This is a genomic window from Streptomyces sp. M41, from assembly GCF_043673425.1.
Taxonomy (GTDB): domain Bacteria; phylum Actinomycetota; class Actinomycetes; order Streptomycetales; family Streptomycetaceae; genus Streptomyces.
The window spans coordinates 115,228-131,705 of record NZ_JBIMKE010000024.1 but is presented as its reverse complement, the minus strand read 5'-3'; the positions used below and the strand labels follow the sequence as shown (position 1 = coordinate 131,705).

Genomic DNA, 16,478 nt, shown 5'->3' with positions numbered 1-16,478 from the left:
CTCCGCGACGGCACCTTCTACGACCCACAGCCCGCCCCATCAGCTTGACGAAACCCATAGGGGCACCCCCCCGGCGCCTCGCATGCTCGGATATGCGGCGTCGGCTACCGAGGCTCCCCGACGAATCGCGAGTTTCCGTTGGAAGGCGGCTGCCAGCAGGTCGTCTCAGGGCCGGTCACCAGCGGGAGGCCGGGAAGACTGGGCCGACCACCCGGCTTCACCTGGGACAACCGATCGCCCCGGACGCGCCGGTAGCCTGTAGGTCCCGCGACAGCACCGAGCTGCACCGGGCCGCGGCGCTGTGATCACCTCAGGGCTGCGAAGGAGAGGGTTCCGAGTTGCCGGGGAGAGTGGACGGGTGAGTTCGTACCGCCACGCCGTCGAGCGGATCGACAGTTCCGATTTCGCCTGTGGTGTCGTGCTCCACTCCGCGCCGGGGTTCCCCGCATTCCCCGTTCGCCTGGCGACGGAGATCTTCCTGAGGGCTCGGGCCAGACTCCCGGGCGACGGTCCGGTGACGCTATGGGACCCGTGTTGCGGCAGCGGTTACCTCCTGACGGTGCTGGGCTTGCTGCACCGCCGCTCGCTGCGGCAAGTGATCGCCTCCGATGTGGATCCCGCCCCGCTGGAACTCGCGGCCAAGAATCTCGCCCTGCTCTCGCCGGCAGGGCTGACCGCACGCGAGCTCGAGCGGCGCCGGCAGAGCGAGCGTTTTGCGAAGCCTTCCTATCTGGAGGCCGCGCATGCCGCCCGCCGTCTGCGGGACCGCCTGTCGGCGGATGGCGAGGCGCTGCCGTTCACCATGCGCGTCGCGGACGTCTTCGATCCGCGGTCGCTGTCCGCCGTCGTCGCCGGGTCCGCGCCCGATGTCGTACTGACCGATCTGCCGTACGGCGAGCGGACGCACTGGGAAGGGACGGTGCCCGGGCAGCCGGTGGCGGGCATGCTGCGTTCGCTCGCGTCCGTGCTGCCCGCGCATGCGGTGATCGCCGTCACCGACCGCAGCCGTAGGATCCCGGTTGCTCCGGTACGGGCCCTGGAGCGGCTGAAGATCGGGACACGGTCGGCCGTGCTGGTCCGGGCAGCCGATGTGCTGGACGCCGGCTCCTGAGCAGCGGGCCGGGCCGAAGGTTCCCCAGTTCCTTGTCAAGCACGGGGTTGCTCACGGCCCGGATGCTCGAGACCCTCGCGTCGGGCTCGCTGCCGGCGCTGCCGACGGAGGCGGAATTCATGTCCCGGGTGTACGGAGGTGACGTCGAGTCTCTGACGCCGGGCTCGGACCCCGCTGCAACGCTGGGCCGTCCGGCAGGCGACTTCGAGCGGCACGCGGAGACCGTGGGCGGATCCGGGAACGGGCGCGTGCCAGGTACAACTACCCGTGGTTGCTCAGGGAGTTGTTGAATTTCTTCCTCTGATGATCCGTTGCCGAACGGCTTCGTAGAGGATCGCGGTCGCGGCGTTCGCCGCGTTCAGCGAGCTCGCGGAGCCGGTCATCGGGATGCTGACCGTGTAGTCGCACAACGTGCGCCAGGTGTTGCTGAGCCCGGCCGTCTCGTTGCCGATCAGCAGCAGTGTCGGCTGAGTGAAGTCGAAGTCGAACACGTCGCAGTCGCCATGTTCGTCCGTACCGACCAGGACGATCGGTGTTCCGCCGGCCCGGCGGGCCTCCACCCAGTCCATCACCTCGCCCGGTGACGGCACCCGGACGGCGGGCAGGGAGAACAGCGAACCGGTGCTCGATCGGACGGATTTCGGGTCGTAGACGTCGGCGGCGTGCCCCGCCACGATCAGACCATGGGCCCCCAGGGCATCCGCCGAGCGAATGATGCTGCCGATGTTCCCCGGGCTGGTCGGCCTGTCGAACAGTACGCCCAGGAAGTCTTCCCGGACCGTGATCCGGCCGAAGTCATCGGCGGGCATCTCCACGACGGCGATGACCTCGGGCGGAGCCTCGCTCTTCTCACCCAGTTCCATCAGCAAGTCCGGGGCCATCGCGATCTGCTCCGTCCGTACCGTACGCAGGAGCTCCCGCGCCCACTTCGACAGCTCCCGCTGTCCGTCGTAGAGGAGCGTGCGTACGGGCCAGCCGTGCTCCACCGCGAGCGAGATCGGGCGGACTCCCAGGACCAGGAACTCACCCGCGCGGATGCGCTTGTTGCGGTTGCCGAGCAATGCCTGCCACTGCTGGAAGCGAGCGTTGCGTGAGGTGATCCGCCGAGCCGCCGGCATCCGCTCACCACGTGATCCTGCCATTCTCGGCAGCCTATCTCCTGGTTCAGGCTCCGGCACAAATACCTGGGCAGCTGCATCCGATGTAGGCCACAGCGCTGCCCACGGCAAAAAATCCGGGTCAGCCGAGGTCTGACTGGCTCCCAGGGGAGCCGTCTTCGGGATTCGAACCCGAGACCTACGCATTACGAGGCCGGCACGGTGCTGGACCGCTTGCTCACCCTCGGGATTCACGGCCGGACGGTCAACGTGGCCTCCGGAGTCTCGTATCCGGCGGAGGAGATCGTCACGGCGGTCGAGTCGGCCCTGGGCCGGCGGGTGCACCGCGTCGCGCACGAGGTACTGCCCGAGTCCTTGCGCATCTGCACCCTCCGTATGCGGGCCTACGTCCCCGAAGCCGAGCACTTCGGTTTCGGGGACGCCTACCTGGAGAACCTCATCGCGCGCTACGCGCCAGCCACGGTGTGAGGTTGACGTCCACGATCAGCTCCTTGTACGTCTCGTCCCCCGGCAGCGGCACGATCAGCCACTGCCCGGGCGGGAACAGCCGCCCCTTGGTCCTGGCGAGCCCGCCGTAGACGGACCTGAGGAACCCCGGCACGGAGTCCCGCGGCACGTCGTGGAACTCCACGCCGTCGACGGTGATCCTCGCGTCGTCCTCGGAGAAGAGCCGCACACTCACCACCGGCGACCCCGCCAACTCCACGAACGCCTCGTGCGGCAGCGAGCCGTCGGGGTCGAACACGGTGAAGAGCTCGGCCGAGCTGCGCCGCGAGGTCTGGTCCGCGCCGATGTCGTCGGTGACCGACATGGTCAGCCCGAACTCCACGGCGAGGTCACGGATGGCGACGACAGCGGACTCCGTGGTCGGCAGGCGCGGTTGCTCCATGCCCCGAGCAACAGAAAACCCCAGGTCAGTGACTATGCGACCTGGGGTTTGGTGGAGCCGCCTTCGGGATTCGAACCCGAGACCTACGCATTACGAGTGCGTTGCTCTGGCCATCTGAGCTAAGGCGGCGCGCCGTCCGCACTATGGTGCGATCGGCAACGTCGGTAAGTCTACACAGTTTCTCAGGTGCTCCGAACCAGCCCCTTACCCGGCCGCGATCAGCGCGCTGAGCAGCGCTTTCCGGCCGTCGGCGGGGTGCCTCGGAGGAGGTAGGCGTTGATCGTGTCGTCGACGCACCTGCTGCCCCGCCCGTACGCCGTGTGGCCGTCGCCCTCGTAGGTGAGGAGGTGGGCCGAGGAGAGCTGGCGGGTCAGGGCGCGGGCCCAGCGGTACGGGGTCGCCGGGTCGCGGGTGGTGCCGACCACGACGATCGGGGACGCGCCCTTCGCGACGATGCGGCGCGGCTCGCCGGTCGGGGCCACCGGCCAGTACGCGCAGTTCAGGGTGGCCCAGGCCAGGCCCTCGCCGAAGACGGGGGATGCCTTCTCGAACGCCGGGAGGGCCTCGCGGACGTCGTCGGGGGTGGCGAAGGCGGGCGGGAGGTCGACGCAGTTCACGGCCGCGTTGGCGAACATCAGGTTCGTGTAGCTGCCGTCGGCGTCACGCTCGTAGTAGCTGTCGGAGAGGACGAGCAGGCCAGCGCCGTCGTTCTCCCGCATCGCCGCGGACAGGGCGTCGCGCAGCTGCGCCCAGGCGCCCTCGTCGTACATCGCCGCGATCACGCCCGTGGTGGCGAGTGACTCTCCGAGTTCACGGCCGTCCGCGTCGCCGGTCGGGACGGGTCGCGCGTCGAGCTTCCGGAAGAAGGCCTTCAGGTTCTTGCCGACCTCCTCGGCCTTCCTGCCAAGTGGGCAGTCCGGCTGTCGCACGCAGTCCCGCGCGAACGCCCGGAACGCCGTCTCGAAGCCGGCCGTCTGGTCGAGGTTCATCCTGCGGGCGGGCAGCGAGGGGTCCATCGCGCCGTCCAGGACCAGCCGGCCCACCCGGTCCGGGAACAGCCCGGCGTAGGTCGCCCCGAGGAAGGTGCCGTACGACGCTCCGACGTACGTCAGCCGCTCGTCCCCCAGCGCCGCCCGCGCGATGTCCATGTCGCGGGCCGTCTCGGCGGTGGAGACGTGCCGCAGCAGTCGGGGCGCGTCCGCGCCGCAGCCCTCGGCGAACCTCTTGTACGCGGCGACGAGCCGGCCTGTCTCCCGCTCGTCGTCGGGCGTGAAGTCCGTCTGCGTGTATCTGTCCATCTCGCGTCCGTCGAGGCATTCGACGGGCTCGCTGCGGGCGACTCCGCGCGGGTCGACGGCCACCATGTCGTAGCGGGCGCGCACTTCAGCTGGATAGCCGATCCCCGCGTACTGCTGGAGGTAGCCGATCGCCGAGCCGCCGGGACCGCCGGGGTTCACGAGCAGTGAACCGAGGCTCTTGCCATGCCCCGTCGCCTTCTTGCGGGCCACGGCGAGGCGGATGCTTCCAGCGTCCGGCTTCGCGTAGTCCAGGGGCGCCCGCATGGTGGCGCACTGGAAGCCGGGCGCTCCGCAGCTCCGCCATTTCAGCTTCTGCTCGTAGTAGGGCGCGAGCGCGGCCGGCGTCGAACGTGGCAGCGCCGCCAGTGCCGCCCCGGCGGCCGGCTTCCTCGCCTGCGGAGCCTTCATCGCCTTCGTCGGCTCGCCGGAGGAACAGGCGGAGACGAGCAGCGCGGCCACGGCGAGGAGAGCGCCGACCTTGCCGGCTCGGCGGGAAGTCACGCGCCGGGGGCGGGCGCCCCTCCCGCGAGGGCTCGGGTCGGGGCTGAGAGGGGAGCTGCGCCTGGTCTGCATTCAGCGAGCGTAACTCTGTGCAGCCAGCCAGACGCTCTGCGTGCACGGCATGGCTCGTACGTGTTACCTCGTCAACCTCCGATTGATCAGCTACGGCACGTGTGGTGGGCGAGGGGCCGGGCGTCTCGCCGGCCCGCTAGCCCGCTCTGAGCGCCATGGTCATCGCCTCCACGGCCAGCAGCGGCGCCACGTTGCGGTCGAGGGCGTCTCGGCAGGCGGCGATCGCCTCGATGCGACGGAGGGTGGCCTCCGGGACGCCGTCGCGGGCGAGGCGCTCGAGGGCGTCCTCGGCGTCGGTGTTGGCGAGGGCGACGCGGGAGCCGAGCTGGAGGGCGAGGACGTCGCGGTAGAACGCGGTCAGGTCGGTCAGCGCGAGGTCGAGGCTGTCGCGCTGAGTCCTCGTGCGGCGCCGCTTCTGCCGGTCCTCCAGTTCCTTCATCACCCCCGCCGTGCCGCGCGGCATCCGACCGCCCTGGGCCGCGCCCAGCGCCGCCTTCAGCTCCTCGGTCTCCTTGCCGTCCATCTCCTCGGCGAGCTGCCTGGCGTCCTCGGCGGCGGCATCGACGAGCTCCTGAGCGGCCTTGAGGCAGGCGCCGACCTCGCCCAGCCGCAGGGGCAGCTTCAGGACGGCGGCCCGGCGCTCCCGGGCTGCCGGGTCCGTGGCCAGGCGGCGGGCCCGGTCGACGTGCCCCTGCGTGGCGCGGGCCGCCGCCGCGGCGACGTCGGGCTCGACACCTTCCCGCCGGACGAGCATGTCGGCGACGGCGTCGACGGTGGGCGTGCTCAGGTTCAGGTGGCGGCAGCGGGAGCGGATCGTGGGCAGGACGTCCTCGATGGAGGGGGCGCAGAGCAGCCAGACCGTGCGGGGCGCCGGCTCCTCCACGGCTTTCAGGACGGCGTTGGCCGACTTCTCGTTGAGCCGCTCGGCGTCCTCGACGAGGATGATCTGCCAGCGGCCGTTCGCCGGTGAGGTGAACGATTTGCGAACGGTGTCCCGCATGTCGTCGGCGAGGATCTGGGTGCCGACGGCGGCCACGGTGGTGACGTCGGCGTGCGTGCCGACGAGCGCCGTATGGCACCCGTCGCAGAAACCACAGCCGGGGGCTCCGCCGAGGGCCCGGTCGGGGCTGACGCACTGCAACGCGGCGGCGAAGGCCCGCGCCGCCTGGTTCCGGCCCGCACCGGGCGGTCCGGTGAACAGCCAGGCGTGCGTCATCTTGGATGCCTCGGGGGGCGGCGCGTCGGCAGCGGCGGCGGTCACCAGGGCGTCGGCGTCCCGAGCGGCAGCGCCCAGCTGCTCACTCACCCGCTCCTGGCCCACCAGGTCGTCCCACACGCTCATGGGTCACGCCGCCCTTTCATCACATCCCGCGCCGCGGTCACATTTCGCATTGCACGTCATCGGCACATCCCACGTCGCCGTCACATGCCGCGCCGCGGGTTCCATTGTGAGGGGCGGCACTGACAACGAGGGGCGGGCGGCCTCGCCGGGAGCAAAGCTTGCGGGTCAGGAGCCGGGAGCGGAGCCTGCGGCTCGGGCCACCGCGGGCCGACGAGCTGGTCGTGCGCAGCGCCCCGCGCCCGTCCGGTGGAATCCGGTCACGTCTCGTGGCCGCGCGCAGAAACCGACCGACCCGCGCGGCCACCCCTCACCTCACGCGCCGAGGCACCTCACCGAAACGGACCAGGTGGAGAGGCCCCTCAGGTGAATCACCGCAGCCGAGTCACCCCAGCCGAGCACGCCCCCGAGCCCACCGAGCCCCAGCCCCGCCAGCCGCCTTTGCCACCAGCGCCACTTGCCCCCAGCCTCAGCGCCGTCGGCCCCGGCCCCGGCCCCCGTCCTCGTCCTCGTCGTGTTCGTCCTCACGCGGGCCGAGCAGCTCGTCCGCCAGCGTCGGCAGGTCGTCCAGCGGTGTCTCCTCGGCCCAGTCGGAGCGAGCCCGGCGCCGCGGGGTCCCCGTCTCGTCGACCTGTGGCATCTCCCGCGTGCGGTCCTCGGTCCCGTCCGGCCGTCCCGCCCCGGCGTCGCCCCGCTCGTCGCGGAAGTAGTCCGGCGGAACCCGGTCCGCGGAACCCTGTCCCCGCACGGGAGGCAGCACCGCCGTCTCATCCGCGGCACCCGGAACGACGGGAGGCAGCACAGCCGTCTCATCAGCCGCACCGGGCACGACCGGCGGCAGCACCGCCGTCTCATCAGCCGCCCCCGGAACGACCGGCGGCAGCACCGCCGTCTCATCAGCCGCCCCCGAAGGCGTTGGCGGCTGCGGCAGCTGCGTCGTCACCTCGGATTCGGACTCCCCGGAGGCACGCGCGCCCGAAGAGCACTCGGCGTCGGCTCCGCCCCGCTGCTCGTCCTGCTTCTCATTCCGCTTCCGCTGCCCTCCGCGCCGGTCGTCCCGCACCGGCCGCAGCACAGTCGTGTCGTCGGACGCTCCGCCCGGGGCCCCCGTCGTCCTCCCCGGCGTCACCACCGGCGTGGGCACGGTCGCCGCGTCGCCCTGAACGACCCCGGTGCCCGGACCCGCCGGCTTCGGTCCGGCCTGGGCCTGAGCGGCCGCCTGCTCGGCCTGCCGACGGGCCTCCTCCGCGCGCAGCAGAGCCTCCTCGGCCTTGCGCTGCTTCTCCAGACGGCGGGCATCGGCCTCGGCGCGAATGCGGGCCTCGTCCTCGGCCTGCTTGCGGCGCCGCTCCTCCTCGGCCTTGCGGCGGGCCTCCTCCTCGGCGCGCGCCTTCTCCTCCGCGAGGAGCCGCTGACGCTCCTCCTCGGCCTTGCGGCGAGCTTCTTCGGCCCGCTGCCGGGCCTCCTCCACCTGCCGTTCGGCCTCGCGCCGCTGCGCCTCCTCCAGCTCGCGCCGCTTGCGCTCCTCCTCCTCGGCGCGCAGCCGGGCCAGCTGCTCCTGGCGCTCGCGCTCCAGGCGCTCCTCCTCGGCCTTGCGGGCGGCCTCTTCCTCGGCCTTGCGGCGGGCCTCCTCCTCGGCCTTGCGGCGAGCTTCCTCCTGGGCCTGGATCTCGGCCTCGGACAGCGGCAGCATCTGGTCGAGCCGGTGCCGGATGACCGTCGTCACGGCTTCCGCCTCCTGACCGGCGTCCACCACCAGGTACCGCCCGGGGTCGGCCGCGGCCAGCGTCAGGAACCCGGACCGCACGCGCGCGTGGAACTCGGCCGGCTCCGACTCCAGCCGGTCCGGCGCCTCGGTGAACCGCTCGCGGGCGACCTCCGGCGCGACGTCCAGCAGGACCGTCAGATGCGGCGCGAGGCCATGGGTGGCCCAGCGGTTGATGCGGGCGATCTCGGTCGGCGACAGATCGCGTCCGGCGCCCTGGTAGGCGACCGAGGAGTCGACGTAGCGGTCCGAGATCACGACGGCGCCCCGCTCCAGCGCGGGCCGGACCACGGTGTCGACGTGCTCCGCGCGGTCCGCCGCGTACAGCAGCGCCTCCGCACGGTGCGACAGCCCTGCGCTCGACACGTCCAGCAGGATGGACCGCAGCCGCTTGCCGACCGGCGTGGCCCCCGGCTCGCGCGTGACGACGACCTCATGCCCCTTGGCTCGGATCCACTCGGCGAGCGCCTCGGCCTGGGTGGACTTCCCGGCGCCGTCGCCGCCCTCCAGGGCGACGAAGAAACCGGATGCCGCCGGTACCTGCTCCGGGTCGTCGCCGCCGAGCAGCGCGTCCCGCAGGTCCTTGCGCAGCGGCACGCCGGAGCGGTCGTCGACCTTGGCGAGCACCAGCACGGCCACCGGCAGCAGCAGCGCGCCGACCAGCATCAGCGTGAACGCCGCGCCGCCGTGCGCGAAGGTGAACCTGCCGCTCTCCAGGCGGTGCGGCCCGATGAGCGCGGCCACCAGCGGCGCGATCACGGCGCCGAGGGCGACACAGACCCGTGCGACCGCGTGCAGGTGTTCCGTCGTCCGGGGCCGCCGGAATTCCTCGGCCTCCTGGTCGAGCAGGGTGTGCCCGGTGTTCGCGGCGATACCCGCGCCGATCCCGGCCAGCGCGACGATCAGCAGCACGGTGGTGACGTCGGGGACGAGTCCCGCGGCCAGCAGCGCGACGCCGGTGAAGGCGATCGCCAGCGCCAGCAGCCGGCGCCGCGACAGGGCGGGCAGCACGGAAGGCGCCGTACGGATGCCGACGACCACGCCGCCGGTCAGCGCGAGCACCAGCAGGCCGTACAGCACCGGCCCGCCGCCCAGGTCCTTCGCGTGCAGGACGCTCACGGCGACCGCGGCGGACACCGCTCCGGCGACGGCCGCACACGCCGTCACCAGCAGCGGGATCGCGCCGGTACGGCCCTTGTCGACGCCTGTGCCGGTCTTGGGGCGGCGCAGGCCCTCGAGCGGCGACCGCGCGCGCGGGGTGCGGGTGTCGGGCAGCTCCAGGAAGGTCAGCACGGACAGGGACGCGGCGAACAGACCGGCCGCGACATACGACCCGAGGGCCGCCTGGTGCTGGTCGAACCAGTCGACTCCGGCGCCGAGCAGGTTGTTGAGCAGCGCCGCGACGACGAGGGCGGCGGCGGCCAGGGGGACCGCCACGAAGCCCGTACGCAGCGACAGGCGGCGCAGGGCGTCCATGTGGTCCGGCAGCGGGCGTACCGTCGCACCCTCCGGCGGCGGGGGCGGCAGCAGCGCGGGCGCCGCGCTCTCCCGGCACACCGTCCAGAACCGCTCGGCGACTCCGGTCACGAAGACGGTGACCAGGAGGACGGCGAGCGCGTTGTCCGGCGTCCAGTCGATCCACAGGGGCGCCACGATCAGCAGGGCGGCCCGCAGACCGTCCGCGCCGACCATCGTCCAGCGCCGGTCGAGCGGGCCGTCCTGGGAGGTGAGCGAGGTCAGGGGGCCGAGGAGTACGGCGCCGAAGAGGAGCGTGGCGAGGATGCGCACACCGAAGACGGTCGCCACTGCGAACGCCACGCCCCGGTACCCGCCGCCGAACGCGCCTTCGGCGATCGCCGTCTGAAGGGCCAGCAGGACGAGCACCAGGAGGGCGAGCATGTCGCCGACACCGCCCACCAACTGCGCGCTCCACAACCGCTTGAGCTGCGGTCGGCGCAGCAGCGCCCGGACGGCGCGCTCACGGGAGTCCGCCGCGAGGGCGTCGTCGGGGCTGGCGTTGGGGGCCGTTGGCTGCTCGGCTCGCGTCATGCTTTCAGCCTATCGGGACGCACTGACAGCCCGGCGCGCCCGCCCGAACGTACGCCCACCCCGACACCAAACTGATGCCGGGGCGTTCGTTTTGCGAACCAGAAGTGAAGAACCGGACCGCCAACGGGCCCCTGAGGTGGCCCTGTTTGGGCGGCTCAGTCCTCCGTCGCCGACTTGGAAGCAGTCGCCTTCTTCGTGGCGGTCTTCGCGGTGGTCTTCTTCGCCGTCGTCTTCTTGGAGGCCGCGGTCGTCTTCTTCGCAGCGGTCTTCTTGGCAGCCGTCTTCTTGGCCGGGGCGGCCTTCTTGGCGGTCGCCTTCTTCGCGGTGGTCTTCTTCGCCGTCTTCTTGGCGGGCCCCTTCGCCCGCTTCTCGGCGAGCAGCTCGAAGCCACGCTCCGGGGTGATCGTCTCCACGCTGTCGCCGGAGCGCAGGGTCGCGTTGGTCTCCCCGTCGGTGACGTACGGCCCGAAACGACCGTCCTTCACGACGACCGGCTTCTCGCTCACCGGGTCGGTGCCGAGTTCCTTCAGCGGCGGCTTGGCGGCGGCCCGGCCGCGCTGCTTGGGCTGGGCGTAGATCGCCAGCGCCTCTTCGAGCGTGATCGTGAAGAGCTGCTCCTCGGTCTGGAGCGAACGGGAGTCCGTGCCCTTCTTCAGGTACGGCCCGTAGCGGCCGTTCTGGGCGGTGATCTCCTGGCCCTCGGCGTCGGCGCCGACGACACGGGGCAGCGACATCAGCTTGAGCGCGTCGTCCAGCGTCACCGTGTCCAGCGACATGGACTTGAAGAGGGAGGCCGTGCGCGGCTTGATCGCGTTCTTGCCGGTCTTCGGGGTGCCCTCGGGGAGCACCTCGGTGACGTACGGGCCGTAGCGGCCGTCCTTGGCGACGATCGCGTGGCCGGTGGCCGGGTCGGTGCCCAGCTCGAAGTCGCCGCTGGGCTTGGCCAGCAGCTCCTCGGCCAGCTCCACGGACAGCTCGTCCGGCGCGAGGTCGGTCGGGATGTCGGCGCGCTGGTGCTGCTCGGTGTCCTTCTCGCCGCGCTCGATGTAGGGGCCGTAGCGGCCGACGCGCAGCACGATGTCGTTGCCCACGGGGAACGAGGACACCTCGCGCGCGTCGATGGCGCCCAGGTCGGTCACCAACTCCTTGAGGCCACCGAGGTGGTCCCCGTCGCCGTTGCCCGCCTCGGCGGCGCCGCCGATTCCGGTGCCCTCGCCGAAGTAGAACCGCTTCAGCCACGGCACGGACTGGGCCTCGCCGCGGGCGATGCGGTCGAGGTCGTCCTCCATCTTGGCGGTGAAGTCGTAGTCGACGAGCCGCCCGAAGTGCTTCTCCAGGAGGTTGACCACGGCGAAGGACAGGAAGGACGGGACGAGCGCCGTGCCCTTCTTGAACACATAGCCGCGGTCGAGGATCGTGCCGATGATCGACGCGTACGTCGACGGGCGGCCGATCTCGCGCTCTTCCAGCTCCTTGACCAGGGAGGCCTCGGTGTAGCGGGCCGGGGGCTTGGTGGCGTGCCCGTCGACCGTGATCTCCTCGGCGGTGAGCCGGTCGCCCTCGCCGACCTGCGGCAGCCGGCGCTCGCGGTCGTCGAGCTCGGCGTTCGGGTCGTCGGCGCCCTCGACGTAGGCCTTCAGGAAGCCGTGGAAGGTGATCGTCTTGCCGGAGGCGCTGAACTCGACGTCCCGGCCGTCGGCGGCGGTGCCACCGATCTTGACGGTGACCGAGTTGCCGGTCGCGTCCTTCATCTGGGAGGCGACGGTCCGCTTCCAGATCAGCTCGTAGAGCTTGAACTGGTCGCCGGTCAGCCCGGTCTCGGCCGGAGTGCGGAAGCGGTCGCCGGAGGGGCGGATCGCCTCGTGCGCCTCCTGCGCGTTCTTGACCTTCCCGGCGTACGTCCGCGGCGCGGAGGGCAGGTAGTCGGCGCCGTACAGCTGCGTGACCTGGGCGCGGGCGGCGGACACGGCGGTGTCGCTCAGCGTCGTGGAGTCCGTACGCATGTACGTGATGTAGCCGTTCTCGTACAGCTTCTGCGCGATCTGCATCGTGGCCTTCGCGCCGAAGCCGAGCTTGCGGCTCGCCTCCTGCTGGAGCGTCGTCGTACGGAACGGGGCGTACGGCGAGCGGCGGTACGGCTTGGACTCGACGGAGCGGACAGCGAACTGCGTCTGCTCCAGGGCCGCGGCCAGCGCGCGGGCGTTGGCCTCGTCGAGGTGGAGGGTGTTCGCGCTCTTGAGTTGTCCCAGGGAATCGAAGTCGCGGCCCTGCGCGACCCGCCTGCCGTCGACGGTCTGGAGACGGGCGACCAGCGACGACGGGTCCGACGAGTCTCCCGCGCGGCCGGTCGCGAAGGTGCCCGTCAGGTCCCAGTACTCAGCTGAACGAAACGCGATGCGCTCGCGTTCCCGCTCGACGACGAGGCGGGTGGCGACCGACTGGACACGGCCGGCCGACAGGCGCGGCATGACCTTCTTCCACAGGACCGGCGAGACCTCGTAGCCGTAGAGGCGGTCGAGGATGCGGCGGGTCTCCTGGGCGTCGACGAGCTTCTGGTTGAGCTGGCGCGGGTTGGCCACGGCGGCCTGGATCGCGGCCTTGGTGATCTCGTGGAAGACCATCCGCTTGACCGGGACCTTGGGCTTGAGCACTTCCTGAAGGTGCCACGCGATGGCCTCGCCCTCGCGGTCCTCATCGGTGGCGAGGTAGAGCTCGTCGGACTCCTTCAGCAGGTCCTTGAGCTTCTTGACCTGGGCCTTCTTGTCGGCGTTGACGACATAGATCGGCTCGAAGTCGTGCTCGACGTCCACGCCGAGGCGGCGCACCTCACCGGTGTACTTCTCCGGCACCTCCGCGGCGCCGTTGGGAAGGTCGCGGATGTGCCCGACGCTCGCTTCGACTACGTAGCCGGGGCCCAGGTAGCCCTTGATCGTCTTCGCCTTGGCAGGCGACTCGACGATGACGAGTCGGCGGCCGCCCTGTGCGGTCTCGCTGGTCGGGGACAACTTCGCTCTTCTCTCCGGTCGACGCTGGGGCCCTCCCAGGGTCAAGCGGCTCCGGGGAGGTGCAGGTGCGGTCCCGTGCCCGCCTCGGCGGCGGCTGTCTTCACAGCCGGTGCGTGCTCTCGCTGTGCGGGTCGAAGGTTCTCGTAGCGGAGCTACCAGGCCTTCGGCCGGTGCGGCGAGAGTGCGTGCCGGGCGGCGCGGGGTCGTGCCTGCACCTCCCCGGGGTCGCTTGGGCCCGGGGTCGGGTGGTGGTGACGCTGCGGAGTGTGACGGTACATCCCGCCCCGTTGTCAAACGGGAAAAGCCCGCAACGGCCACTCGAACGGTAACCCGACTTCCGCCATTCCTGCCGCCCGGAGTGCCCACCGTCCTATTCGAGCCTTTCCGGAAGAGGCCCTCCCAATTACCGGCGGCCCAGCTCGCGGGGCGTTCTCAGAGGCGGGTGAAGCACCATGTTCCGAAGATCAGCGCGATGGCCGAGACAACGCCGGCGAGCGTCGCCGATGCGACGGGGCTCACACCTTCGGCGACCGGTCTGTGCTGGCGCACCCGGACCACCGTCCACATCAGCAGGGCGGCTCCGAACAGGGCGAAAACCAGCCCAGCGAAGATCGCCGGTCCCCTCTCCATGGTGCCGCTCGCCCCTTTTCTCCGGTCCGCGCGTGCTCGGCCCGGCGAGGCTGACACGCGCGTGCGGCGGGCAGGCGAACCTCAGGTGAACCGGGAGGGGCGACGCAGCTGTGGACCGCGCAGGCGGCGCGCGTGTCGGTCCTCACAGCAACCCCACAGGGCCCGTTGCCCTATCTGGCCCCACCGAACGCGTTTGCGCCATCGATCTCACAGGCTTCACGAGCATCACGAGCAACAGAAGCCACTCATCGGCGACAGAACCCACGCGAAGGCCGAGAACAGAACCCAGGCGAAGACCGGAACGCGCGGAGATCGACTCGAAATTCGTTGGCCGCACTGCTCGGGAGCGTGGCCGAAACCCCCACCCGAAACCCCCTCCCGGAACCCCTACGAACGTCTTCGGAACGCCTGCCGAACGCCTACTGGAGCCCTTGTCCGCGGGGCATGGCAAAACACGCTCACCGCAAACGCAAGCGCCCCCGAGGTCACCGTGCCGGTTCCAGGAACCCCTGTTCCACCAGCATCCGGATCTGCGCGGGCGTACGGTCGCGCAGCAGCACCGGGTCCTCGCCCATCAGTTGGGCGATCGCGTCCAGGATGCGCCCGGCGCTCAGCGAACCGTCGCACACGCCCGCGAAGCCCGCGCCGACCGTGTCCACCTGGGTGGCCCGGCGCATACCGCGGTGCTGTCGCAGCACCACGTGCTCCGGGTCCTCGGCGCCGGGCAGCCCGACCTGCTCCTGCACGACCTCGGCGACGAGCCTGAAGTGGTCCTCCAGCAGCGCCGCGTCGTCATGGGCACGCAGATAGTCGAGCCGGCCGAAGTGCGCCCGGACCGTGTCGCCGAGCGGCTGCTCCACCGGATGCGGCCATTCCTCCGCCGTGATCGAGGGCACGGCGGCCGAGGTCTTCCGCAGGGTGATCCACCCGAATCCCACGGCCTTCACCTTGCGCGCCTCGAACTCGTCCAGCCACGCGTCGTACCGCGCCTGGTACTCGGCCGCGTCGCCCCGGTGGTCACCGGCGTCCCTGAGCCACAGCTCGGCGTACTGCGTGACGTCCTGGACCTCGCGCTGCACGATCCAGGCGTCGCACCCGCGCGGCACCCAGGACCGCAGCCGGTCCTGCCAGTCCTCCCCTTCCACGTGCTGCCAGTTGGCGAGGAACTGCGCGAACCCGCCCTCGCTCAGCCGCTCCCCCGCCCCTTGAACGATCGAGCGGCACAGATCGTCCCCGCCCATCCCGCCGTCCCGGTAGGTGAGCCGCGCGCCCGGCGAGATCACGAAGGGCGGGTTCGAGACGATCAGGTCGTACGTCTCGCCGTTCTTGAGCGGCTCGAACAGCGAGCCCGCCCGCAGATCCGCGGCCGGGGCGCCGGACAGCGCGAGCGTCAGCGCGGTGATGTGCAGCGCGCGCGGGTTGAGGTCGGTCGCCGTCACGCGCGTGGCGTGCTGCGCGGCGTGCAGCGCCTGGATGCCGGACCCGGTGCCGAGGTCGAGGGCGGACGCGACGGGCGTACGGACCGTGATGCCGGCGAGGGTCGTCGAGGCACCGCCGACGCCCAGGACGACTGCCTCGTCCTTGTTGCCGATGCCGCCCGCCCCGCCGACCGCGCACCCCAGGTCGGACACGATGAACCAGTCCTCGCCGGCGGGCCCGCCGTACGGCCGTACGTCCACGGTGGCGGCGATGTCGTCGCCGGTGCCCTCACCGACGCGAATCAGCCAACCGCTCTCCAGGCAGGCGTCGACGGGGAGAACGTCCGCCACGCGCGCGTGGGGCACGGGCTGCTGCAACAGGAACAGCCGTACGAGCGCTTCCAGCGGTGTGTCCGAGCGGGTCGCCCGGAGCGCGGGCACGGTCTCGCTGCGCGCGAGCGCCGCGTACGCGGGCGCGCCGAGCAGTTCGAGCAGCCCGTCGGCGGTGAAGGAGGCCCTGAGGAGGGCGTCTCGCAGCCGGGCGGCTACTTCGGGGCGGTCGGAGGCGGGCAGGGCGGACAGGCGGGAGTCACTCACGCCCTCATTGTGACCCGCGTCGGACCCCGCCCGCCCGTGTGACGGCTCAGCTGTCGGTGGCCGGCGCGGAGTCGGAGGCGACCGCCTGCTTGCAGCCCTCCTGTCCGAGCAGCGCCTTCTTGGTGTCGCCGCTCGACTCCAGCTGCTTCAGCGCGTCGAGCGCGCTCTTGCGCTGGCCCACCATGTCCTTCATCTCGTCGCCGACCTTGCGCAGCCCGGCGGCGAACTTCCCCTGGTCCTTGGTGTTCAGCTCGTCCGTCTGCTTCTTCAGCTCGGCGTAGCTGACGGAGACGGCGGTGAGCTTCGCGATGGCGTCCTTCTGCTTCTTCGCGCCGTTCTCGTCACCCGGGGGCGGCCCGACCTGCTGCAGCAGGGTGGCACGCGCCTTGAAGCCGTCGGAGAGGTCCTGGAATGCCTTGGCGTCGACCTTCTGGAGCTCCTTGGGCGGGCTGTCCTTGGCCGCCTTCGTGATCGCGGCGTCGGCGGCGGCGATCTTCGCGTTCTGCGCGGGCGCCGTGTCGCAGACCTTCTTGGCCCAGGCGTCCAGCTCCGGGTTGCCCTCGTCGCTCGAGCATCCCGTCAGTGCCAGTGCCAGCACCGCACCGCCGGACAGTGCGGCCGTGAGCTTCTTGTTCACCGGTTTGGTCCCTTCCATGGCTCTCGGCCACCGGACCCTACACGGCAGG

At 71.3% G+C, this 16,478-nt stretch carries 11 protein-coding genes and 1 tRNA gene; 2 read left to right on the top strand and 10 right to left on the bottom strand.

All coding sequences use genetic code 11. The features are described from left to right. The first annotated feature begins 301 nt into the window (after positions 1-301). The gene (locus ACHBTE_RS26335) at positions 302-1,111 is read left to right on the top strand and encodes an rRNA methyltransferase (RefSeq protein ID WP_394726575.1); all 810 of its coding nucleotides are present in this window, start codon (positions 302-304) and stop codon (positions 1,109-1,111) included. A gap of 275 nt (positions 1,112-1,386) precedes the next feature. On the opposite strand, the gene ACHBTE_RS26330 is transcribed toward ACHBTE_RS26335, so the two are convergent. Next, positions 1,387-2,229: an RNA methyltransferase gene (locus tag ACHBTE_RS26330; RefSeq protein WP_394726581.1), complete on the bottom strand. Its 843-nt coding sequence runs from the start codon at positions 2,227-2,229 to the stop codon at positions 1,387-1,389. A 201-nt stretch (positions 2,230-2,430) separates the two neighbouring features. On the opposite strand from ACHBTE_RS26330, the gene ACHBTE_RS26325 reads away from it, so the two are divergent. Then, entirely contained in the window at positions 2,431-2,697 is a 267-nt protein-coding gene (locus ACHBTE_RS26325) for a hypothetical protein (RefSeq protein ID WP_394726574.1), read from the top strand. Here ACHBTE_RS26325 and ACHBTE_RS26320 read toward each other — a convergent pair. From ACHBTE_RS26320 to ACHBTE_RS26280, 9 genes are all read right to left on the bottom strand, one after another. Continuing rightward, on the bottom strand, positions 2,666-3,118 hold the full coding sequence (locus ACHBTE_RS26320) for a hypothetical protein (RefSeq protein WP_394726573.1): 453 nt from the start codon (positions 3,116-3,118) through the stop codon (positions 2,666-2,668). The two genes, ACHBTE_RS26325 and ACHBTE_RS26320, sit on opposite strands and share 32 nt — an antisense overlap. A gap of 52 nt (positions 3,119-3,170) precedes the next feature. Then, positions 3,171-3,247 (bottom strand) — tRNA-Thr (locus ACHBTE_RS26315). An 89-nt stretch (positions 3,248-3,336) separates the two neighbouring features. Further along, positions 3,337-4,989: an alpha/beta hydrolase gene (locus ACHBTE_RS26310; RefSeq protein WP_394726572.1), complete on the bottom strand. Its 1,653-nt coding sequence runs from the start codon at positions 4,987-4,989 to the stop codon at positions 3,337-3,339. 136 nt (positions 4,990-5,125) lie between these two features. Beyond that, positions 5,126-6,331 (bottom strand): DNA polymerase III subunit delta', encoded by a 1,206-nt coding sequence (locus ACHBTE_RS26305; protein ID WP_394726571.1) that lies wholly within the window; start codon positions 6,329-6,331, stop codon positions 5,126-5,128. A gap of 466 nt (positions 6,332-6,797) precedes the next feature. After that, positions 6,798-10,142: a dTMP kinase gene (gene tmk, locus ACHBTE_RS26300; protein WP_394726570.1), complete on the bottom strand. Its 3,345-nt coding sequence runs from the start codon at positions 10,140-10,142 to the stop codon at positions 6,798-6,800. Positions 10,143-10,297: 155 nt separating this feature from the next. Continuing rightward, positions 10,298-13,147: a type I DNA topoisomerase gene (topA, locus tag ACHBTE_RS26295; RefSeq protein ID WP_394726569.1), complete on the bottom strand. Its 2,850-nt coding sequence runs from the start codon at positions 13,145-13,147 to the stop codon at positions 10,298-10,300. Between the two features lie 432 nt (positions 13,148-13,579). Next, positions 13,580-13,777: a hypothetical protein gene (locus ACHBTE_RS26290; RefSeq protein WP_394726568.1), complete on the bottom strand. Its 198-nt coding sequence runs from the start codon at positions 13,775-13,777 to the stop codon at positions 13,580-13,582. A 485-nt stretch (positions 13,778-14,262) separates the two neighbouring features. Next, the gene (locus tag ACHBTE_RS26285) at positions 14,263-15,792 is read right to left on the bottom strand and encodes a methyltransferase (RefSeq protein ID WP_394726567.1); all 1,530 of its coding nucleotides are present in this window, start codon (positions 15,790-15,792) and stop codon (positions 14,263-14,265) included. Between the two features lie 46 nt (positions 15,793-15,838). After that, on the bottom strand, positions 15,839-16,447 hold the full coding sequence (locus tag ACHBTE_RS26280; RefSeq protein WP_394726566.1) for a small secreted protein: 609 nt from the start codon (positions 16,445-16,447) through the stop codon (positions 15,839-15,841). Positions 16,448-16,478: the final 31 nt, after the last annotated feature.